Origin of the sequence: Micromonospora sp. MH33 (genome assembly GCF_003013775.1) — a bacterium.
GTDB classification, from domain to species: Bacteria; Actinomycetota; Actinomycetes; order Mycobacteriales; family Micromonosporaceae; genus Micromonospora; species Micromonospora fulviviridis.
Genome location: NZ_MUYZ01000029.1, coordinates 21,967 through 40,903 on the forward strand (window position 1 = coordinate 21,967; position 18,937 = coordinate 40,903).

The following is an 18,937-nucleotide window of genomic DNA, read 5'->3' on the forward strand; positions in this document are numbered from 1 at the left end:
CCCGAGTGGCCACCGCCGCTTAGCCTAAAGGGCGGTTCAGGCTAAGCGGGGGAGGGTTGATGGCTGCGCGTACGCACACCGGAATGCGGGGCATCGCCGCCGTCCCCTCCTACGTGGTGATGCAGCCGACCACGCTCTGCAACCTCGACTGCGTCTACTGCTACCTGCCGCTGCGGGCGGTGGACCAGCGGATGCCGGTGGCGGTCGCCGAGGCGGTGGCGACCGCGGTGCGGCCCTGGGCGGCCTCCGGGCGCTTCTCGGTGGTCTGGCACGGCGGGGAGCCGCTCGCGGCCGGCCGGGAGCACCTGGCGGCCCTGCTGGCCCCGTTCGGTCCGGCGGTGGAGCACCACGTCCAGACCAACGCCACGCTGATCGACGACGCCTGGTGCGCGTTCTTCGTCGAGCACGGGATCCGGGTCAGCGTGAGCGTGGACGGCCCCCGGGCCCGCAACGGCGAGCGGGTCACCCGGGGCGGCCGGCCGGCGTACGACCGGATCCTGACCGGGGTGGCGGCGCTGCGCCGGCACGGGCTGCCCTTCTCGGCGCTTGCTGTGGTCTCCCGGCCGGAGCCGGGGCTGGCCACCGAGCTCTACGACTACTTCCTCGACCTCGGCTGCGACGTGCTGGGGATCAACATCGAGGAGACCGAGGGCGTGAACATCCGCACGAACGCCCGGGACGCGGCCTCGGTGACCGGGTTCTGGGCCGAACTGGTGGGCGCCTGGCGCCGGGATCCCCGGATCCACCTGCGCGAGGTCGAGTGGTCGCTGCGGTACGCCGGAGCCGTCCTGGCCGGCACGGCGGACGACCTGCTGCCCCGCCGGCTCGACCCGATCCCCACGGTCGGCCACGACGGTTCGGTGGTGGTGCTCTCCCCGGAGCTGGCCGGCTTCTCCGACCCGCGCTACGGCGACTTCAGCAGCGGTAACGTGCTGACCACCCCGCTGGCCGAGATCCTGTCCGGCGCCGGGCGGACGCCCTGGGTGGGCGAGTTCCTCACCGGCGTGGAGGCTTGCCGGTCCTCCTGCCCCTACTTCGGCTTCTGCGGCGGCGGCCACGCGGCCAACCGCTACTTCGAGCTGGGGCGTTTTGACGGTACGGAGACCGAGCACTGCCGCAACAGCAAGATCCGCTTACTGGAGGGAGTGTTGGAGCATGCCCGAGACCACGAGTCACCGGCAGCCTGAGCGCGTCGGGGGAGCCGCCCCTGATCCCGTCGTGGACCGGGTGCGCGAGGCCGCCGTCGGATTGACCGCACTTCTCCAGGAGGCCGAGGCCGCGCGCCTGCTGCGGGCGGAGGTGTCGGGCGGCGACGGGGCGAGCGCGGTGTGCGCCTGGAACCACTTCGAGAACATCCCGACGTTCTACAACTGGAACAACCGGCCCCGCTGAGGGTGCGCATCCACGATCAGGGACCTGCCGGTCGGCCGGAGTGGCTCCGGGGGACGGCAAGGTCCCTGATCGTCGGTGCGCCGCGTTGGATGGCACATGCGTGAGCACGCGGGGAGTCACCGCGTGCTCAGATGCGACCGGAGGTCAGCGGGTCGGGCGGGCCCAGGTGTCCGGGTCGTCGTCCGCGTGATCCTCATCATCGTCGTCGACATACTCTTTGTAGTCGTCGTCGAAGTGCTGCTCAGACTTCCCACCAGCACCCGCCAACTCGCGCTGCAAGGCGGTGAGGTCGGTGTTCGGGGAGTGGTACTTCAACTCCCGCGCCACCTTCGTCTGCTTGGCCTTAGCACGGCCGCGCCCCATGGCTCGACCCCCTCGCACAGAATGCGGGGCAGCCCGAAGGCGGGCCCCGATGACGTCAGGCATCTCTCGTGGCTCTTACGGTACATGGGGATGCCACCGTTCGGCACCTCGGGTTACCGTCAACCGGCCCTGCGCGTCGCAGTGATCCGGCCGTCACAAAGTGTACCCGGTAAGGAGCGGACACCGCGGCTGCCATGACAGCGGTCAAACCGGCACGAAACACCCGAATATCCAGCTTAACGCCGGTGCCCGAGTCGGTGCGGCCCGGGGGCGGAGCGAGTGCCCGCCCCCGGATGCCGTTCAGCGCAGGTGGATGGTGCGCAGCCGGCCGACCTCGGCCATCCGCCGCTCGGCGAGCCGGTCCGCGGCCACCGCCGGCGGGACGCCCTCGTCGTCGGCGAGCCGCAGGATCTCCCGGGTGGTGTCGAAGATCCGGGTGGCCCGCAGCTTGGCGCGCTCGAAGTTGAAGCCCTCGATCTCGTCGGCGACCTGGATCACGCCGCCGGCGTTCACCACGTAGTCGGGGGCGTAGAGGATGCCCCGGTCGGCGAGGATCTTCTCGATGCCCGCGTGGGCGAGCTGGTTGTTGGCCGCCCCGGCGACCACCTTCGCGCGCAGCACCGGCACCGTGTCGTCGTTCAGGGCGCCGCCCAGCGCGCACGGGGCGTACACGTCGATGTCGGAGGCGACCAGCGCCGCGGTGTCGTCGACCAGCGTGACCTGCGGGTGGGCGGCGCGCACCCACTCCAGGGCCTTCGGGTTGACGTCGGTCGCCACCACCTCCGCCCCGTCCTCCAGCAGGTGGCCGGTGAGGTACTTGCCGACCTTGCCCAGACCGGCCACGCCGACCCGCCTGCCGGCCAGCGTCGGGGTGCCCCAGAGGTGCTCGGCGGCGGCCCGCATGCCCTGGAAGACGCCCCAGGCGGTGAGGACCGAGGAGTCGCCGGCGCCGCCGTGCTCCACGCTGCGGCCGGTGACGTAGCTCGTCTCCCGGGCGATCACGTCCATGTCGGCGACGTAGGTGCCGACGTCGCAGGCGGTGTAGTAGCGCCCGGCCAGGGACTCCACGAAGCGGCCGTAGGCGCGCAGCAGGGCCTCGCTCTTGATCTGCTCCGGGTCACCCCAGATGACCGCCTTGCCGCCGCCGAGGTCGAGGCCGGCCAGGGCGTTCTTGTACGCCATGCCCCGGGAGAGGTCGAGCACGTCGGCGAGGGCCTCTTCCTCACTGGCGTACGGGTAGAACCGGGTGCCGCCGAGGGCGGGGCCCAGCGCGGTGGAGTAGATCCCGATGATCGCCTTCAGGCCGGACTGCTTGTCCTGGCAGAAGACGACCTGTTCGTGACCGGTGGATCCCGGGTCGTCGGTGCTGGCGAATACGCCCATGGCTGACTCCTGTGTCGGTGTGCGCCCTTGTGGGGCGCGGAACCTGTCGGCACGCCGGCGGGATGATGCCGGTGCTGTTGAGCCTAATATCGGCCGCAGCCGTACTGTCGCGCACGTCACGACGCCTCGTGACGGCGGCGGCGGACAAGTCCCGTCTCGTGGGAGGATCGTCGCCGTGCCGTCGCTCTTCGCCTCATACCTGCGTGTGTACGAGCCGCTGACCGCCTTCGATCGCGACCGCCAGTCGTACTGGCGCCGCTACGTGAACGAGGGCCGGGCGGTCGCCCCGCTGGAGGGGCCGGTCCGGCAGCGGACGGCGGTGATCGAGGCGCTGGGCGCGGGCTGGACCCGGTTGCCGGACCTGCCTGAGGAGGCGTACGTCCTGGAGGCCGACGACGCCCTGCTGGTCTGCCCGTGGAACCTGCGGATCCGGGTCGCCGAGGCGGCGCTGAGCGCCCGCGACGGGGTGCCCCCGGTGCTGGCCGACGCGTTCGTCCCGCCGGTCCTGGCCGGTCAGGCCAAGGCGGTGGTGGAGGACTGGCGCAGCGGGGCGCGGGTGCTGGAGCACGGGGTGCCCCGGGTGCACGAGCAGATCGCCACCTGGGGCGTGCCGCTGCGCTGGTTCGTGCTCTTCGACCCGCAGGAGCGGCACCTGGTCACCGAGCCGGAGCGGCGGGCGCTGCGCTACCGGACGGAGATCTCCAAGGCACGCCGCCGGTCGTCCCGGGCGCTGTCCGTGCTGCGCAAGTCGGTCGGCGAGGCGCCGATCACCGAGGCGGTCGAGGAGGCCGCCCGCTGGCTGGAGGAGTTCCACCCCCGCTCGATGGTGGAGCTCGACTACGGCGGCCTGGTGCAGCTACTGCCCGACGAGACGCTCGCCGCCGACGACTCGACCGAGCTGGTCGCGGCCGGGCTGGCGGGGCTCTCCCGGGGCGAGGCCGAGGAGGCTTCGGCGGCGTACGACAAGCTGGTCGCCCGGTGGCGTGCCGTGCAGCTGCTGGAGCGCTGCAACTAGGGTCGCCGGGTTTGCCCGGGTTGGCGCCCCCGATGCGAGACTGTCTCGTAGTTGACGCATCACGAACCGTGATCATGAGTCCGAATAAGGTAGTTTCTGCGGCATAAAAGTCGTAAAAATCGGGCATGGTTCATCCGTCCGTCTAGGGACCTTCAGCCGTTCGGCCCATGTCGGACATCGGGGACTAGCCGGACCATGGGAGACGCGTCGGCCGGCGGGACCCCGGCCGATGTCTATACATGTGGAGGAGTGACCCCGATGGCATCGCGAACGCACGAACCAGAGCCGCTACTCACACCGGCCGAGGTCGCGTCGATGTTCCGAGTCGACCCGAAGACGGTGACCCGGTGGGCCAAAGCTGGCAAGCTCAGCGCCATCCGGACCTTGGGCGGCCACCGCCGTTACCGCGAGTCGGAGGTTCGCGCCCTGCTGCAGGGGCAGATTCCCCAGCAGCGTCAGGGGGACTGACGGCCGGACGTTTCTCAGGCGTTCGATTAGGGGCGGTGGGACGTCGCGACAGCGACGATCCGCCGCCCCTAATCGTGTCCGGGGCCGGTTCGCTCAGTCGAGCACGATGCGCAGGCCCACCGTGCCGCCCTCGCCCCGGCGCAGCCGGCTGCCCAGCAGGCTCAGCCGGCCGATCAGCCGGTACTTCTGCTTGAGCAGGCCCCGGATCCGCCGGGTTCCCGCCGGGTCGCTGACCGTCGCGTGCCCCGGCACCGCCTCGCCGTGCGGCCGGCCGCGCACGTCGCACGGGGCCACCGTGACCCGGCCGTCGCGCCGGATCCGCTTCACCTTGCCGGAGTCCGACACCGTCCACACCGCCAGCGTCTCGCCGTCGCGCACCGCCCAGACCGGAGTCGGCACCGCCCGGCCGTCCTTGCGGAACGTGGTGAGCAGTACGTACTTCTCCGCCGCCAGGCGGTCCAGGTCTGTCACGCCGCTCAGGATACGGCCGCGACAGGCGGGCCGAGCCCGGATAGCGTGATCGCCGTGAGCGCGAGGAGTGAGCCGGGTCTGCGAGCCCCGCAGTCGCGAACAGGGACAGCGCCGTGAGCGCGAGGAGTGAGCCGGGTCTGCGAGCCCCGCAGTCGCGAACAGGGACAGCGCCGTGAGCGCGAGGAGTGAGCCGGGTCTGCGAGCCCCGCAGTCGCGAACAGAGACAGCGCCGTGAGCGCGAGGAGTGAGCCGGGTCTGCGAGCCCCGCAGTCGCGAACAGAGACACGCCCGTGACCGGGGAACCCACGATCGGCGACGTGTTCGGCGAGATGATCCGCGACGCGTACGCGGTCACCACCGGGATCGGGCCCCGGCCGCTGGTCGGTGGGCGGCTGCCCCGGCCGGTCATCGAGATCATCGAGCGCGACGACGGGCTGGTCAACGGCGCCCCCGCCGAGCACTACCTGGACCCGCCGCAGCGGTGGCAGCCGTACGACCACCGGGCCGTGGACCGGGTGCACGGGCAGGTGCTGGACATCGGCGTCGGGGCCGGCCGGATCGCGCTGCACCTCCAGGCGCGCGGCGTGCCGGTCACCGGCCTCGACACCTCGGTCGGTGCGCTGCGGGTCAGCCGGCACCGCGGCGTACGCGACCTGGTGCTCGGCACCGTCGACGAGCACGTCGCCGACGGCCGGCGCTACGACACCTTCCTGCTGCTCGGCAACAACCTGGGGCTGTTCGAGGGCCGGGAGCGGGCCCCCGCCCTGCTGGCCGCGCTCGCCGCGCTGGCCCGCCCCGGCGCGCAGGTCATCGCGCACGGCACCGACCCGTACGGGACCACCGATCCGGTGCACACCGGCTACCACGAGCTGAACCGGCGGCGGGGACGGCTGGGCGGGCAGCTGCGGCTGCGGCTGCGCTACCGGCTGCTCGGCACCGAGTGGTTCGACTATCTGGTGTGCTCGGTCGAGGAGTTCGCCGAACTGGTACACGGCTCGCCGTGGCGACTGGTCGACGTGGACGACGTGGACCATCCGTACTACCTGGCCACGCTGAGGCTGGCCTGAGCCGGCGGGCGCCCGGACACGTCCGAGCGCCCGCCCACGTACGCGTCAGACCCGCACGGTGGGGGTGGTCTGCTCGGGCGGGAGGCCGCCGTCGCCGTCGACCACCTCGTCCGGGGTGCCGTCCTCGTCGATGTCGACCATGGTGATGTCCACCTTGCCGTCGCCGTCGGTGTCGAACTGGAACAGGTCGGCCTTCCCGTCGCCGTCGGTGTCCACCACCCAGACGTCGGTCTTCCCGTCGTTGTTGGTGTCCGCGCGGAGCAGGTCCACCCGCTCGTCGCCGCGGGTCTCCACGGTCTCGGTGCCCTCCGCGCTCTCCGGTGCCTGGCTCATCTCGATCCTTCCGTCGGCGTTGACGGCCGTCTGTACCCGATCCGGCGCGCCCCCACGCATGCCCGCGGGCCGGCCCTGCATAGGGTCGCACCCAGGAGCGAGCGAGCGGACTCGTCCGGCGCGGCGGAGACCCCGCCCGTCACCGGTCCGCGCCGAAGGGACATCGATGAGTGGTCGTTTTGTGGTCGTCGGGGCCGGCACCATGGGCCTCGGCATCGCGTACGTGGCGGCCGGCGCCGGGTACGCGGTCGAGCTGGTCGAGGTGGACCCGGCGCGCGGCGCCGACGCCCTGCGGCGGCTCGGCGAGCTGTGGGAGCGCGGCGTGCAGCGCGGCAAGCTGACCGCCGAGGCGGCGACGGCGAAGCGCGAGCGGGTCACCCTGCGGGCCGGGCTCGCCGAGGTGGCCGAGGGCCCGGACGTGATCGTGGAGGCCGTCCCCGAGCGGCTCGACCTCAAGCGCGCCGTGCTCCGGGACGCCGAGGGTCGCCGGCCCGCCCTGCTCGGCAGCAACACGTCCAGCATTCCCATCGCCGACCTGGCCGAGGGGCTGGAGCGGCCGGCCGGCTTCCTTGGGCTGCACTTCTTCAACCCGGTCTGGGTCATGGCCCTGCTCGAGGTCGTGGTCGGCCCGGGCACCGCGCCGGAGACCACCGAGGCGGCCGTCGCGCTCGCCGGCCGGCTGGGCAAGGACCCCGTCGTGGTACGCGACATGCCCGGCTTCGCCACCTCGCGGCTCGGCGTGACCCTCGGCCTGGAGGCGATCCGGATGGTGGCCGACGGGGTGGCCAGCCCCGCCGACATCGACAAGGCGATGGTGCTCGGCTACCGGCACCCGGTGGGCCCGCTGGAGCTGACCGACCTGGTCGGGCTGGACGTCCGGCTCGACATCGCCCGCACCCTCCAGGCCGCGTACGGGGACCGCTTCGCGCCGCCGCCGCTGCTGGTGGAGATGGTGGCCGCCGGCCGGCTGGGCAAGAAGTCGGGCCAGGGCTTCTACATCTGGGAAGGCGGGGTGAAGCAGTGAGCGCGAGGAGTGAGCTTGTGAGCCCCGCAGTCGCGAACGAAAGGCGGGCACGATGAGCGGGCTGCGGATCGAGGAGCTGCCGGACCGGCTGGTGGTCACCCTGGACCGGCCGGAGAAGCGCAACGCGATCGACGCGGACCTGATCGCCGAGCTGCACGCCGTCTGCGCCGAGCTGGAGGCGCGGCCCCGACTGCTGCTGCTCACCGGCGGGACGGAGGGCATCTTCGCCGGTGGCGCGGACATCGCCCAGCTCCGCGAACGCGGCCGGCTGGACGCGCTGGCCGCCATCAACCAGGCCGCCTTCGCCCGGATCCGGGCGCTGCCGATGCCCACCGTGGCGGCCGTGGACGGCCCGGCGCTGGGCGGCGGCGCCGAGCTGGCGTACGCCTGCGATCTGCGGGTGTGCACGGCGCGGGCGGTGTTCGGCCAGCCCGAGGTGCGGCTGGGCATCCTGGCCGGCGCCGGCGCGACCTACCGGCTGCCCGCGCTGATCGGGGAGGCCCGGGCCAAGGAGCTGCTCTTCACGGGCCGGCGGGTGGACGCCGACGAGGCGCTGCGGATCGGGCTGGTCAACCGGGTCGTGGCCGAGCCGGCGGAGCTGCTGCCCACCGCGCACGGACTGCTCGACGAGATGGCCAAGGGCTCCGCGCTGGCGCTGCGGCTCACCAAGCTCGCCGTGGACGCCCCGGAGGCCGCTCACCCGCAGCTCGACCTGCTCAGCCAGGCGGTGCTCTTCGAGGACGAGGAGAAGCACCGGCGGATGACCGAGTTCCTGGAGCGGCGCCGCTCCCGCTGACCGGCGGACACGACGAGGGCCGCACCGGTTCGCCCGGTGCGGCCCTCGTCGTCGTCTCAGTTCCGGATCTGCACCCCGGCGTCGGCCAGGTCGGTGATCACCTTCGCCGACTCACCGAAGCCGATCACCAGCACGGCGTCCGCCCCGTAGCCCTTGATCTCCCTGGCCCCGGCGGAGAAGTCCACCGGCGGCGCCGACGCGCCCTCCGGGGGCACGTACGAGAGCAGCTTGACCTTGTCGGCGCCCATGCCGGCCCGCTCCAGCTCGGCGCGGACGTTCTCCTGGAGGCCCTCGCCGTAGGAGTCCTTACGGGCGACGATCGCGATCTTGTGCGGTCCGTCGCGCATTATCACGTCGGCCAGCGCCCGGCCCTGGAGGATGTCCGACGGCGCCGTGCGGAAGTAGAGGCCCTTGTCGTCCAAGGTGCTCAGCCCGGCGTCGGTGTTCGACGGGGAGAAGAGGACCCGGCCGGCGGCCACCACGTCGGGCAGCACGGCCCGGGAGATGCCCGAGGCCCCGGCACCGATGATGACGTGCACGCCCCGCTGGACGTGCGAGGCCACCGTCGTCTTCGCCACCTTCGGGTCGGTGCCGTCGTCGCCGTCGACCCAGACCACCGGATCGCCGAGCACGCCGCCCGCCGCGTTGATCTCGCGGATCGCCAGCGCCGCGCCGGCCGCCATCGGCGGGTACGCCAAAGCCAGGTCGCCGGTCTTCGGCAGCAGGCCGCCGAGCACCAGCGGGGAGCCGTCCTCCTTGTAGGACTTGGCCGGACGCGACTTCCTGCCCCGTGGCGGCGTCTTGGTGCTCGCCGCCGACTCGTCCCCGGCGCCGACGAACTCGGTCTTGCCGTCGTCGAGCTGGCGGTCGTCGAAGTGCAGGGTGGCGTAGCTGGCGGTGGCCGGCTCGCCGACGTCGGTGAACCCGGCCCGGTTCAGCGAGACGCCGCGGTACTCGATGTCCTGGCCGGCGCGGGCCAGCTGGACGCAGGTGGCCACCTCCTCGCAGCGCTGGCCGGTGGTGGTCACCCCGACGATCTGCTTGGCGATCTCGGTCGGCTGGGTGGTGCCGGCGAGCTGGGCGGCCAGCGCGCTTATCACGACCGCGTCGTAGGTCTCCGCCGAGTAGAGGTAATCCTTGAGCTTCGGGTCTACGGTGCGTAGCCGATCCTTGAAGCTCTCCGTCAGCGGCGTGAGCGGGGTGGTGCCCTTCATGCCGTTGAGAAGGTCCGCGCGGTCCTTCAGCGCATCGACGTACGAGTTCTGCATGTTGCCGTCGGTGCCGTAGAGGCGTACCTGGGTGTTGGCCGTCTCTTCGGGCTTGTCGCTCCCGCAGGCGCTGGTGGCGAGCAGGAGCGTCGCGCAGGCCGTGGACAGGGCCGCACGCGACGCGCGAGATCTGAGCATTGTCGTCCTTCCTCCGGCGAGGGTCCGCTGCGCACACTAGCGTGCCGGCGCGGCGCGCGGGACCGTGGAGGTCCGTCCGTCGGCACCCCGACTGCTGTTATCACTCCGCGTGACGGCGGGGCTGTTCCGGGGTCACCGCTTGACCCCCGGAACTACTGTTCGGCAGGTGAGCGACGAGGCACAGCAGACGCTGGACGATGCGACCGCCGTGCTCCGCTCGGCGCTGGCCGGTGACGGTGCCGGCGTGGTGGACACCTTCGACGCCGTGGTGGACCGCGCCGGGCTCGCCGGGGCGTACGGGGTGGCCTGGTGCCTGGCCGCCACGATGGTCGGCGAAGACGCCCCCGGGGGCGGCGCCGTGCTCGACTTTCCCGGCATCGACCAGGCCGACTACGACACCCGCTGGGTGGCCCGCTTCGTCAGCGCGTACGCCAACGACGACGCCGACACCGGCGAGGCGCTGTTCGGGGCCGCGGCGGCCGACGGGCTGCTGCCCGACTGCCTGCTCACCCTCGCCGGCTCGACGGTCGCCACGCTGCGCAGCCGGGCGGGCTGACCGTCCGGCGCCGCCTCGTCCCGTCCGGGTCCCGCCGCTGTGGTAGCTCTGGTGCATGTCCGAGGCCATGCTGAGCAAGGTCCGCAAGCTGCTCGCCCAGGCCGAGGACCCGGCCTGCACGCCCGCCGAGTCGGCCGCCTTCATGGCCAAGGCCACCGAGTTGATCGCCCGCTACGGCGTCGACCGGGCGCTGCTCGCCGCGCGGGAGCCGGCCACCGATCCGGTCGGTGACCGGGTGGTCGAGGTGGTCGCCCCGTACGCCCGGGACAAGTCCGGCCTGCTCGCGGCGGTCGCCGAACCGCTGCGCTGCCGCTGCGTACGCCGCCGGCAGGGCAGCGGCTTCGACCTGCACCTGTTCGGCTTCGCCAGCGACCTGGAACGGGTCGAGCTGCTCTTCACCTCGCTGCTGGTGCAGGCCGCGCACGGGCTGGCCGGCGCCGCCGTACCCGCCGGGGAGCATCCGGCCGCGTTCCGGCGTACCTGGCTGGCCGGTTTCGCGCAGGTGGTCGCCGAGCGGCTGCGTACGGCCGAGGCCGGCGCGGTGGCCGAATCGGCGGCGCCCTCGGTGGCGCTGGTGCTCGCCGACCGCTCCGACCGGGTCCAGCGCCGGCTCGCCGAGGTGTACCCGCGGCTGCGTACCGCCCCGCGCCGCCGGCTCGCGGGCAGCGGCTTCGGTCCGGGCGCGGCCGCGGGTCGCCGGGCCGACCTCGGCGGCACCGGGGTGACCGGCGCCGGGACCCCGGTGAGAGGCATCGGCGGCTGACCCGCCGCGGTCAGTCGGTGGCGGGGGCGCGCGGTCAGTCGGTGCCGCGGGCGACGGTCGCCAGGTAGCGGCAGAGCAGTTCGTGCCAACCGGCGGTGAGCGCCTTGCGGTAGCCCTCGGCGGCCTCGCCGTGCCGGTCGAAGTAGCGGTGCTCGACGTCGACCCGGGTCAGCTCCGGCCCCTCGGGCTGGAAGAGGACCTCGACCTCGCTGGCCCGCGCCGGGTCCGGCACCGGCACCCGGTCCGGCCCGAGCTGCCAGGTGAACACGAGCCGCCGGGGTGGATCCCAGGTCAGCACCCGGCCCCAGTCACCGCGGAAGCCGTACGGGCCGATCTCGTAGAGCATGCCGCCGGCCCGGGGTTCCATGCCCAGCTCGGCCAGCGCCTCCGGCCCGGACCAGGTGTATTCGCGCACCCACCAGTCGGCCAGCGACCCGGTGAACACGGCGTACGCCCGGTCGGCGGAGGCGGGGGCGAAGAGGGTGCTGCGGAGGGAGAAACGGTCGAATTCCTGGCGGACCTCATCCGGATCGGCCATCCCCTGTCCCATAGGCCCGGACCATACCGGCTCATGCCCCGCTGTGCAGCTTTCGTGTTCGCCCGCTTCCGGACAGCGGGAGACCGGTTTCCGGACCGCGCCCGGCCGCGCGTCGCCGGCCGTGGCCGCTTGCCGGACGGGCGTCCGGGGCCACCAGGGATGGCGGGCCGGAAACCGGGTAACCGCGGCTGATCCGGCCCAGGCGACGGGGCCAGCGGGGAGCGGGAGTATGAGCGAGAGCGGAGCGACCGAGCGGGAGCCGAACCCGACGAGCGGGCGGCTCGTCCACCGGGGCGGCGGCGAGTCGGAGCCGGACGTCCTGCTCGACATCCCGGAGGTGACGGTCGACCAGATCCGGCTGTCCGTCGAGGGGCTCGACGCCGACCTGTCGCTGCGCGCCCGCCTGGCCAACCTGCTTCAGCTCGACGCCGGGGTCCGGGTGCACCTGGAGGGCGTGGAACTGGACGTCACCGGCGTCAGTGCCGAGGCGCTGCTCAAGGTACGCCTGGAAAAGCTGGTGCAGATCCTGGACCGTGCCCTGAGCACCATCGACCGGAACCCGCATCTCATCGACGCGCTGGCCCGGTCGGTCGGCGGCAGCATCGACGACGTGAACCGGGCCACGCAGCAGCTCGCCAGCGCGCCCGTCGTGGACGGGAGCGGGCAGCGGATCGGGACGGTGGGCGCGGTGGCCGACCGGGCCCTGCGGGAGGGCGTCGGCCGACCCGCACCGCCCTCCCCGGCGCCGCCGGCCGGCGCGCGTTCTCCGGAGCCGCCGACCGGCGCCCAGGGGCCGCCGAAGAGCCCCGAAGGGCACCGGCCGTCGACCGGAAAGGGTGCCGGCCAGGCGCCCAGCGGCCCGGGCAAGCCACCCGGCTCCGGTAAGCCCCCGGAGCCGGAGGCGCCGGCCGGCTCTGGAAAGACGCCGGAGCCCGGGAAGCCGGCCGGCGCTGGGAAGACCGCGGAGCCGGGCAAGCCGGCCGGCGCCGGGAAGCCGGAGGAAGCGGAGAAGGCGCCGGGTGGCCAGCCCGGGCCGGCGCAGCTCGCCGGGCAGGCCGGGGAGACGCTGTTGCAGGCCGGTCGGAGCGTCTGGGAGGCGATCCAGAGCGGCATGGGCCAGCACCGCCCGAAGCGGTAGCCCCGGGGGTCAGCTCACCCGGTGTGGGGCTCGGTCCCGTGCCATCGCGGCCAACCCCGGCCCGACTCGAAGCCCGGGACGTGGACCGGCACCGGCTGCTGGCCCGGCCGCTCGTGCGAGCGAGCTAGTGCGCCGGGGAGGGAGGCTCCTGGGGACGGCCGGCGGCGTGGTGGGCGTCGGCGAGGGCGACGGCGAGCAGTATGAGCGCCGCCACGACGGCTGCGGCCAGCGGCGGGGCGAGGTACAGGGGGACGGCGGCGACCGCCAGGGCGGCGATGGCGACGACCCGGCGGAGGGAGAGCCGGTCGAACACGACGCGTTCCAGACGGATGCGCCCGTAGAGGAACAGCGCCGGACCGCCGAGGATCGCGGCGAGCCACGCCGGCTCCGGTGCGCCGTCCGGGTGTTTCAGCACGATCTCGAAACCGACGGCGGTGGCCACGATGCCCAGCACCATGACGATGTGGGCAGCGCCGATCGCGAGGCCAGCGGCGTCCCGGTCTCTCGCCGCCGCGACGGTTTCGGCGAGGACCTGGCCGGAGCGGTAGAAGTAGATCCGCCACATCAGCACCGTCGACAGGAACGCCACCACCAGCCCGGCGGCGGTCGCCGTGGTGACCTTCTGGTTGGTCACCGTGGTGCCGACGGCGAGCACGGTTTCCCCGAGGGCGATCATCAGGAACTGCTGGTAGCGCTCGGGCAGGTGATGTCGGCTGTCCGTGGCCCACGCGCTCACCGGCAAACGGGCCATCCCCGGTACGGACCAGCGCAGCTGCGCGCCGACGAAGTCAACGATCACGGCGGCCCCCCAGAGAGAGGCCCGGGCGTTGCCGTTGACGGCCGCGCCGACAAACCAGAACACCGACGAGGCCGCGCACCACAGCAGCGACCGGAGGTAGAGCTGCCGCAGGGGGTGTCCGCGCAACGCGGGCATCAGGACGAGCGGCCGGCCGCACAGCAGGATCACGTACGGCAGTACGAACGCCCAGCCGCGGCCGACGAACGCGTACGGCAGCGACGTCGACATGACCAGCAGCCCGAAGGCGCTGGCCAGGACGATCCACTGGATCCTGCGACGGCGGGGGTCGAACCAGCTGGTGATGTGCGCGGTCGTGATCCACAGCCAGATCAGCGGCAGTGACAGCACCGGGAGGAAGGCGATCGATCGCCACCGGACGACCACGTCCTCGCTGACGATGTCCCGCGCGACCCGGCTGACCACCCCGGCCAGGGCGAACACCAGCACCAGGTCCACGAACAGTTCCAGGAAGTTGGCCTGCCGCACGTCCTCGCGACGTTGCAACAGGTCCTGACTCCGTCCACCGCCCTCCGGACGTCCCATACCGCTCATACTCGTCCGCCCCGACCGCGGCAGACCCGGGGTTGGGCGTCGTGCACACGGAGGGGCGGCAGGGACGCCACCTGGGCGGCGGCCGGTGACCAACCGGTCAGGAATCAAGAAGCGTCGGGGATGGGGCCGTTCGTAGCGTGATCCGTGTGTTCGTCATTCCGCAAGCACTAGGGAGACAAGGCATGAAAGCGAACGTCAGCTCGATCCTTCTAGGCGTCCGGGACCTGGCCCGGTCCAAGCAGTTCTACACGGAGGGGCTCGGCTGGAAGATCAAGGACGACTACGGCGTCTCGGTGTTCTTCGAATCCGACGGAGGCTCGCTCGTCGGCTTCTACGGCCGCGAAGGCCTGGCCGGTCAGGTGGGCGCCAACCCGGAAGGCAGCGGCTTCAGCGGGCTGGTCCTCACCTACGTCGTCCGTAGTGAGGTGCGGGTCGACGAGATCCTCGCGGAGGCCGAAAAGGCCGGCGCCACGATCCTCAAGCCCGCCGGCGCCCTGCCGTGGGGCGGGTACGGCGGCTCCTTTGCGGACCCGGACGGCTACATCTGGAGCCTCGGCTACAGCGACCAGGGAACGGACCAGCCCTACGCCGAGTAGCCACCGGGAAAGGGCGGCGGCGGGTCGGCGGGGAGCAGGTTGAGCGCGTGACGCTCGTTCGGCTGTTGGGCGTGTGATGGCCCGCTGCCTGGCCCTGCACGAAGTGACGCTCTGCCTCGTGCCGAGCCTGGTCGGCGCTGGCGTCGCGGGCCGCTGCCGGATCCTCAGGTGACGAGAACCTGTGCCGGTCCCGCCAGCTCACGAAGACAACCACCGTGACCAGCAACATCACGAACACCGCGAGAGATGCCACCGCCGCCCTCATGCCGTCGACGGTAGGACAGGCATGCACGGACAGCCGGCGCGACGACCACAGCCGAGGCGCCGGACGGTCCTCACCAGCGTTCCCGGGACCGGATCGAGGTGACCCGGGCGGAGCGCAACGTGGTCACCTTCAAGGTCGATACCCCGTCGATGCTTCGAGAAGGCCAACCTCGCCCCGTCGGGATCTTGGAGACTTTCCGTCAGCTCCGAACGGAAAGTCTCCAAGATTCGGAAGGCGGCACTGTCGAAGGTGGGATCTCTGTAGCCCGGCGAAAGGCTATGTGGCCAGGGGCGGGGTCGAACCGCCGACCCTTCCGATTTTCAGGCACCCGCATTTCCGCAGCTCAGAGAGTCGCCAGAGGCCGCCGTGCGACCGGTCATGCGATTCTCTCCGCATGGTCATGTGTCCGGGCAGCCGTGCGACATCACCGTGCGCGGCGAGGTCGGACAGGCTTACGACCTTGACACCGCCTGGACGATGGCCGCATGAGCCCGACCGACACGGACCCGCTCTTGGTGGCCGGCCGCCTGGTGATGGTCGTCCTCAGCCTCTCCTTGCTCGTATTCGGCGTCCGCGTCGCCGTGACGCGACGGTTTCCCCGGGCCTGGCTTCGCTTCGCGCGTCTGACGAAGAGCCAGCGGTCCCAACCCGTTCGCATCGGTGGGGGACAAGCGTTGAGTGGCGGGAGTCTGCTGATCCAGCAAGCACCGTTTCTCATCCCAATGCCTCACAGCCTCGGAACCGCCCTGTTCGCGGTAGCACTGCTCCTTGCCGCCACTGCGCTGGGATGGTGCATCCTGCGACGGGACTAGTCATCCACCAGCTGCGCATCGTGATGTGCCGGGGCAGGCGTGCAACATCACCATGCGCGGCGAGTTCCGACAGGGCCCTCGCGATCTCACGATCACGCCCGTCAACGGCGTGCAGGTACCGGCGAGCCGCCGCCATGGACGAGTGCCCGAGTCGCTTCATGAGGTCGGCCAGGGTTGCGCCTGTCTGCGCGGCGAGGGTCTGGCCGGTGTGCCGCAGGTCGTGGAAGGTCAGATCATCCAGACCGACCCTCTTCCGCGCGCGTACGAACGCCTGATACAAGCTGTCCCCCCGCAGGGGGGACCCGTCGCGGCTGATGAACAACCGGTCCTTGCCTGCGTACTCATCAAGGCGGCCCGCAAGCGGGCCGCGCCGGCCCGGCCCCGGCCCGCTGGCGACCTCCGGCCGGCATCGGCCGGGCCGGCCGGCCGGCCACGCTTCGGAGCACAGGATCGGAAGACCTCGGGGCTCCGCCCCGAACCCCGGCCCTCCTCAGAGATCCGCGTTCAACCAGCGGGCCGACTCCATCTACTTTGCTTCGCGGGCAGGTACCACAACCCGGCGTGCTGTGGGTCACGAAGCCACCGAACGCGAGATGCCTCATCGGGTCGAGGCTTCCAATCGCGGTAGGGCAAGAAGGCCAGACGCCAGGCGATGATCGCGAAGATGTAGAGGCCCGGCCCAACCAACCACAGAAGTGCATCTCGCCGGCGGTAGGAAGCACGTGGCGCAAGCCAAGCCGTAGCCGCTAACGGAACTGCTATGTAGCTGAGATCGGCCAGCGGACCGTCCCCCAGCCTGGCCTCGATCAGCTCGCGGATCATGAGAGCCGGCACCGCCACCCCGAGGACAAGCAGCGCGGCGATCAACATGCGCGGCAGGCGGCCCAGCGGCGAGCGGGAGCTGGGTGGATCAACGGCCATGACGCGGAGGATACGAGCCAGTAGCAATCACGATGCTGCGGGATGTCACCGATCTATACCGCCTGAACGTCGGCCAGGCCGTGCCCGCGCGGTCCGTGCGATCCCCGTGCGACAAGGGGCGGCCATCAGCGGGATTCCGGGGTGAACGAGGGTCAGACCGGACAGACGGCTCCGGGGCGAAAAGCAGAGCGCCGACCGGCGTCTCCGCTGGTCGGCGCTCCTGTAGCCCGGCGAAAGGCTATGTGGCCAGGGGCGGGGTCGAACCGCCGACCTTCCGATTTTCAGTCGGACGCTCGTACCAACTGAGCTACCTGGCCGTGCCGCTCGGCTCATGCTACCGCATGGGCCGATACGCAGAACGCCGCGCGTGAAGGGCGCGGCGTCAGCGCTTGCGGTCCTGACGGGACTTGAACCCGCGACCTCCGCCTTGACAGGGCGGCGAGCACTCCAACTGCTCCACAGGACCTGGCTGGTGTTGCATCCGGCCTGAGCCGGACCGTGCCCCCAACGGGATTCGAACCCGTGCTACCGCCTTGAAAGGGCGGCGTCCTGGGCCGCTAGACGATGAGGGCGGCCCCGCCATCATTGCACACTCGCAACTTCAAGCGGACTTGCTCCCATCCGGCCCCGCCGGAGGCATGAGAAGCATATGCCATGCCTCCGGGGTCGGCCAAACCGGTATGGCCACCCGCACACCGCCGCGCGAAACCACAGGTCAGCGGCGGTGTCATCGGAGTCGGGAGATCCCGTACCGCCGCTTGAGGTCGGGAATCAGGAGCCGGCAGGCGGCGATCGTCTGGGCCCGGTCGCCGCCCGCGTCGTGCATCAGCACGATCGAGCCGTGGTGGGTCGCCGCCGTCACCCGCTTGATGATCGTCTTGGCCGGCGGGTGGTTCCAGTCCTGCGGGTCGACGCTCCAGTGCAGGGGACGCATGCCGAGCTGGCGGGCCACGGTCAGCTCCTCCGCCGTCCACCGGCCGCCGGGCTGGCGGAACCAGGTGATCGGCGCGCGCGGCGCGGCCGCCCGGATGGCCTGGTTGGTGCGGACCAGGTCGGCCCGGATCTCGGCGACCGGCCGCCGGCCGAGGTTGATGTCGTGCCGCCAGCTGTGGTTGCAGAGCTGGTGACCCTCGCGGACGATCCGGGCCACCAGTTGCGGGTAACGCCGGGCCTGCTTCCCGACCAGGCAGAAGGTCGCCGTGACGTGGGCCGCCCGGAGCTGGTCGAGGATCTGCGGGGTGAACCGGGGGTCCGGCCCGTCGTCGAAGGTCAGCGCCACGCCCTGGTCGCCGCTGGTGCGGTGCAGCCCGGCGGGCAGGGTCTTCGGCAGCGGGCGCAGCTTCGGCTTCGGCGGGGTGGTGCGGCTCGGGCTGGGCCGCGGGGCCGGCGTCTTCGGCGGCGTCGGGCCGGCCGAGGCGGTCGGCGGGGCGCCGGCCTGGGTCGGGGTCTTGCCGGGCTCGCCGCAGCTGGCCAGGAGGAGCGCCAGGCCGAGGGCGAACGCCAGCACGGCGCGTGGACGCATCGTCGCTCCCGAGAGGGGGTCGGATCGGGCGGACTTTCCGACCGTAGTGGACGTCGCGCCGAATGGGGAGGGGCCCTCACCCCGTCGTCGGCTGGCCCAGGGAGTCCCGTACCGCCACCGCCAGCGTCAGCGCCTCGGCGAGGTCCGCCGGCTGGACCACGCCGGCCGGGAGGGTGTCGGACCGCCAGCCCGGCCCGGCGGCGAGCACCAGCAGCGGGCGGCGCGGGGCGGCGAGCACCGCGGTGAGCTGGTCCGGATCGGCTGTGATCCGGGTGTGCGACCAGAGCACCACGGCCGCCGGGCCGGTCCGGTTGACGGCCTCGAGCAGGGCGGGCGCCGGTACCCGGGCGCCCAGCATCCGGTAGCCCACACCGGCCTCGGCCAGGGCGGCGGCCAGCGCCTCCAGCGGCAGCGTGTGCTGCTCCTCGTCGGCGCAGGAGAGCAGGATCCGGGCGGGCCCGGCGGTGGGGTGTGCCCGAGCCACGGTGGCGAACGCCTCGGAGACGCACCTGGAGACCAGGTGCTCCACCTCGATCAGGCCGCCGGTGGCGGCGTGCCGTTCGCCGATGCCGGCGAGCACCGGCCGGAGCAGCCCGTCCCACGTCCGCACCACGCCGTGGGTGGCGAGGGCGTGCGCGACGGTCTCGCCGATCGCCACCGGGTCCAACCGCATGGCGGCGCGGGCCACGCCGCGGGCCACCGGCCCGGCCCGGCCGACCGGGATGGTCGTCCCGCCGCCGTCCCGGACCGCCGTGGC

At 72.3% G+C, this 18,937-nt stretch carries 22 protein-coding genes and 3 tRNA genes; 11 read left to right on the top strand and 14 right to left on the bottom strand.

Annotation, left to right across the window (positions count from 1 at the left end; genetic code table 11):
• Window positions 1-83 precede the first annotated feature (83 nt).
• The gene (gene amcB, locus B0E53_RS07650; RefSeq protein WP_210405983.1) at window positions 84-1,187 is read left to right on the top strand and encodes a cyclophane-forming radical SAM peptide maturase AmcB; all 1,104 of its coding nucleotides are present in this window, start codon (window positions 84-86) and stop codon (window positions 1,185-1,187) included.
• Window positions 1,156-1,392, top strand: a complete 237-nt coding sequence (gene amcA, locus B0E53_RS37420; RefSeq protein ID WP_168215263.1) for a multiple cyclophane-containing RiPP AmcA — start codon at window positions 1,156-1,158, stop codon at window positions 1,390-1,392. Before amcB ends, amcA begins: the two co-directional genes overlap by 32 nt.
• 144 nt (window positions 1,393-1,536) lie before the next feature.
• Here amcA and B0E53_RS07655 read toward each other — a convergent pair whose 3' ends face one another.
• Both B0E53_RS07655 and B0E53_RS07660 read right to left on the bottom strand, forming a co-directional pair.
• A complete protein-coding gene (locus B0E53_RS07655; RefSeq protein ID WP_091668151.1) occupies window positions 1,537-1,755 on the bottom strand; it encodes a DUF3073 domain-containing protein in 219 nt (72 codons plus the stop codon).
• A gap of 300 nt (window positions 1,756-2,055) precedes the next feature.
• The gene (locus B0E53_RS07660; protein WP_107075364.1) at window positions 2,056-3,138 is read right to left on the bottom strand and encodes a Glu/Leu/Phe/Val dehydrogenase; all 1,083 of its coding nucleotides are present in this window, start codon (window positions 3,136-3,138) and stop codon (window positions 2,056-2,058) included.
• Between the two features lie 175 nt (window positions 3,139-3,313).
• Between B0E53_RS07660 and B0E53_RS07665 the strand changes: the two genes are divergently transcribed.
• Window positions 3,314-4,153, top strand: a complete 840-nt coding sequence (locus B0E53_RS07665; protein ID WP_107075365.1) for a hypothetical protein — start codon at window positions 3,314-3,316, stop codon at window positions 4,151-4,153.
• 258 nt (window positions 4,154-4,411) lie between these two features.
• Complete coding sequence (locus B0E53_RS07670; protein WP_007073996.1) at window positions 4,412-4,621, top strand: BldC family transcriptional regulator; 210 nt, start codon at window positions 4,412-4,414, stop codon at window positions 4,619-4,621.
• 93 nt (window positions 4,622-4,714) lie between these two features.
• Here B0E53_RS07670 and B0E53_RS07675 read toward each other — a convergent pair whose 3' ends face one another.
• Window positions 4,715-5,092, bottom strand: a complete 378-nt coding sequence (locus B0E53_RS07675; protein WP_107075366.1) for a PPOX class F420-dependent oxidoreductase — start codon at window positions 5,090-5,092, stop codon at window positions 4,715-4,717.
• Between the two features lie 290 nt (window positions 5,093-5,382).
• Here B0E53_RS07675 and B0E53_RS07680 point away from each other — a divergent pair, with 290 nt between their 5' ends.
• Window positions 5,383-6,159 carry a class I SAM-dependent methyltransferase gene (locus tag B0E53_RS07680; protein ID WP_107075367.1) on the top strand — a complete coding sequence of 259 codons (777 nt, stop codon included), beginning with the start codon at window positions 5,383-5,385 and terminating at the stop codon, window positions 6,157-6,159.
• Window positions 6,160-6,204: 45 nt separating this feature from the next.
• On the opposite strand, the gene B0E53_RS07685 is transcribed toward B0E53_RS07680, so the two are convergent.
• Window positions 6,205-6,492, bottom strand: a complete 288-nt coding sequence (locus tag B0E53_RS07685; RefSeq protein WP_107075368.1) for a hypothetical protein — start codon at window positions 6,490-6,492, stop codon at window positions 6,205-6,207.
• 166 nt (window positions 6,493-6,658) lie between these two features.
• Here B0E53_RS07685 and B0E53_RS07690 point away from each other — a divergent pair, with 166 nt between their 5' ends.
• Window positions 6,659-7,516, top strand: a complete 858-nt coding sequence (locus B0E53_RS07690) for a 3-hydroxyacyl-CoA dehydrogenase family protein (RefSeq protein WP_107075369.1) — start codon at window positions 6,659-6,661, stop codon at window positions 7,514-7,516.
• Between the two features lie 52 nt (window positions 7,517-7,568).
• Window positions 7,569-8,312: an enoyl-CoA hydratase/isomerase family protein gene (locus B0E53_RS07695; RefSeq protein WP_107075370.1), complete on the top strand. Its 744-nt coding sequence runs from the start codon at window positions 7,569-7,571 to the stop codon at window positions 8,310-8,312.
• A gap of 56 nt (window positions 8,313-8,368) precedes the next feature.
• Here B0E53_RS07695 and B0E53_RS07700 read toward each other — a convergent pair whose 3' ends face one another.
• A complete protein-coding gene (locus B0E53_RS07700) occupies window positions 8,369-9,718 on the bottom strand; it encodes an ABC transporter substrate-binding protein (protein WP_107075371.1) in 1,350 nt (449 codons plus the stop codon).
• Window positions 9,719-9,884: 166 nt separating this feature from the next.
• On the opposite strand from B0E53_RS07700, the gene B0E53_RS07705 reads away from it, so the two are divergent.
• Together B0E53_RS07705 and B0E53_RS07710 are read left to right on the top strand one after the other, a co-directional pair.
• Entirely contained in the window at window positions 9,885-10,274 is a 390-nt protein-coding gene (locus tag B0E53_RS07705) for a hypothetical protein (RefSeq protein WP_107075372.1), read from the top strand.
• Window positions 10,275-10,329: 55 nt separating this feature from the next.
• Window positions 10,330-11,037: a DUF2786 domain-containing protein gene (locus tag B0E53_RS07710; RefSeq protein WP_107075373.1), complete on the top strand. Its 708-nt coding sequence runs from the start codon at window positions 10,330-10,332 to the stop codon at window positions 11,035-11,037.
• A 34-nt stretch (window positions 11,038-11,071) separates the two neighbouring features.
• Here B0E53_RS07710 and B0E53_RS07715 read toward each other — a convergent pair whose 3' ends face one another.
• Window positions 11,072-11,587: an SRPBCC family protein gene (locus tag B0E53_RS07715; protein WP_168215264.1), complete on the bottom strand. Its 516-nt coding sequence runs from the start codon at window positions 11,585-11,587 to the stop codon at window positions 11,072-11,074.
• A gap of 217 nt (window positions 11,588-11,804) precedes the next feature.
• Between B0E53_RS07715 and B0E53_RS40060 the strand changes: the two genes are divergently transcribed.
• Window positions 11,805-12,713: a hypothetical protein gene (locus B0E53_RS40060; protein ID WP_107075375.1), complete on the top strand. Its 909-nt coding sequence runs from the start codon at window positions 11,805-11,807 to the stop codon at window positions 12,711-12,713.
• Between the two features lie 124 nt (window positions 12,714-12,837).
• On the opposite strand, the gene B0E53_RS07725 is transcribed toward B0E53_RS40060, so the two are convergent.
• Window positions 12,838-14,055, bottom strand: a complete 1,218-nt coding sequence (locus B0E53_RS07725; RefSeq protein ID WP_210405982.1) for a low temperature requirement protein A — start codon at window positions 14,053-14,055, stop codon at window positions 12,838-12,840.
• 191 nt (window positions 14,056-14,246) lie between these two features.
• On the opposite strand from B0E53_RS07725, the gene B0E53_RS07730 reads away from it, so the two are divergent.
• Entirely contained in the window at window positions 14,247-14,660 is a 414-nt protein-coding gene (locus B0E53_RS07730; protein ID WP_107075377.1) for a VOC family protein, read from the top strand.
• Window positions 14,661-15,639: 979 nt separating this feature from the next.
• On the opposite strand, the gene B0E53_RS07735 is transcribed toward B0E53_RS07730, so the two are convergent.
• The 7 genes from B0E53_RS07735 to B0E53_RS07760 form a co-directional block, all read right to left on the bottom strand.
• Complete coding sequence (locus B0E53_RS07735) at window positions 15,640-16,188, bottom strand: tyrosine-type recombinase/integrase (protein ID WP_348639651.1); 549 nt, start codon at window positions 16,186-16,188, stop codon at window positions 15,640-15,642.
• Window positions 16,189-16,241: 53 nt separating this feature from the next.
• Window positions 16,242-16,658: a hypothetical protein gene (locus B0E53_RS36945; RefSeq protein ID WP_146167614.1), complete on the bottom strand. Its 417-nt coding sequence runs from the start codon at window positions 16,656-16,658 to the stop codon at window positions 16,242-16,244.
• 243 nt (window positions 16,659-16,901) lie between these two features.
• Window positions 16,902-16,975, bottom strand: a tRNA-Phe gene (locus tag B0E53_RS07740).
• Between the two features lie 75 nt (window positions 16,976-17,050).
• Window positions 17,051-17,124: transfer RNA gene (locus B0E53_RS07745), tRNA-Asp, on the bottom strand.
• Window positions 17,125-17,157: 33 nt separating this feature from the next.
• Window positions 17,158-17,230, bottom strand: a tRNA-Glu gene (locus tag B0E53_RS07750).
• Window positions 17,231-17,385: 155 nt separating this feature from the next.
• Entirely contained in the window at window positions 17,386-18,180 is a 795-nt protein-coding gene (locus tag B0E53_RS07755; protein ID WP_107075379.1) for a polysaccharide deacetylase family protein, read from the bottom strand.
• Between the two features lie 76 nt (window positions 18,181-18,256).
• The coding region (locus tag B0E53_RS07760; protein WP_107075380.1) for a B12-binding domain-containing protein at window positions 18,257-18,937 on the bottom strand (681 nt) is incomplete at its 5' end.

Excerpts from the sequence above, each read along its gene's own strand:
- B0E53_RS07755 (WP_107075379.1), bottom strand. The coding sequence starts at position 18,180 with ATGCGTCCACGCGCCGTGCTGGCGTTCGCCCTCGGCCTGGCGCTCCTC.
- B0E53_RS07660 (WP_107075364.1), bottom strand. The coding sequence starts at position 3,138 with ATGGGCGTATTCGCCAGCACCGACGACCCGGGATCCACCGGTCACGAA.
- B0E53_RS07700 (WP_107075371.1), bottom strand. The coding sequence starts at position 9,718 with ATGCTCAGATCTCGCGCGTCGCGTGCGGCCCTGTCCACGGCCTGCGCG.
- B0E53_RS40060 (WP_107075375.1), top strand. The coding sequence starts at position 11,805 with ATGAGCGAGAGCGGAGCGACCGAGCGGGAGCCGAACCCGACGAGCGGG.
- B0E53_RS07685 (WP_107075368.1), bottom strand. The coding sequence starts at position 6,492 with ATGAGCCAGGCACCGGAGAGCGCGGAGGGCACCGAGACCGTGGAGACC.
- B0E53_RS07710 (WP_107075373.1), top strand. The coding sequence starts at position 10,330 with ATGTCCGAGGCCATGCTGAGCAAGGTCCGCAAGCTGCTCGCCCAGGCC.
- B0E53_RS07695 (WP_107075370.1), top strand. The coding sequence starts at position 7,569 with ATGAGCGGGCTGCGGATCGAGGAGCTGCCGGACCGGCTGGTGGTCACC.
- amcB (WP_210405983.1), top strand. The coding sequence starts at position 84 with ATGCGGGGCATCGCCGCCGTCCCCTCCTACGTGGTGATGCAGCCGACC.
- B0E53_RS07715 (WP_168215264.1), bottom strand. The coding sequence starts at position 11,587 with ATGGGACAGGGGATGGCCGATCCGGATGAGGTCCGCCAGGAATTCGAC.
- B0E53_RS36945 (WP_146167614.1), bottom strand. The coding sequence starts at position 16,658 with ATGGCCGTTGATCCACCCAGCTCCCGCTCGCCGCTGGGCCGCCTGCCG.
- B0E53_RS07670 (WP_007073996.1), top strand. The coding sequence starts at position 4,412 with ATGGCATCGCGAACGCACGAACCAGAGCCGCTACTCACACCGGCCGAG.
- B0E53_RS07725 (WP_210405982.1), bottom strand. The coding sequence starts at position 14,055 with ATGGGACGTCCGGAGGGCGGTGGACGGAGTCAGGACCTGTTGCAACGT.
- amcA (WP_168215263.1), top strand. The coding sequence starts at position 1,156 with ATGCCCGAGACCACGAGTCACCGGCAGCCTGAGCGCGTCGGGGGAGCC.
- B0E53_RS07730 (WP_107075377.1), top strand. The coding sequence starts at position 14,247 with ATGAAAGCGAACGTCAGCTCGATCCTTCTAGGCGTCCGGGACCTGGCC.
- B0E53_RS07690 (WP_107075369.1), top strand. The coding sequence starts at position 6,659 with ATGAGTGGTCGTTTTGTGGTCGTCGGGGCCGGCACCATGGGCCTCGGC.
- B0E53_RS07655 (WP_091668151.1), bottom strand. The coding sequence starts at position 1,755 with ATGGGGCGCGGCCGTGCTAAGGCCAAGCAGACGAAGGTGGCGCGGGAG.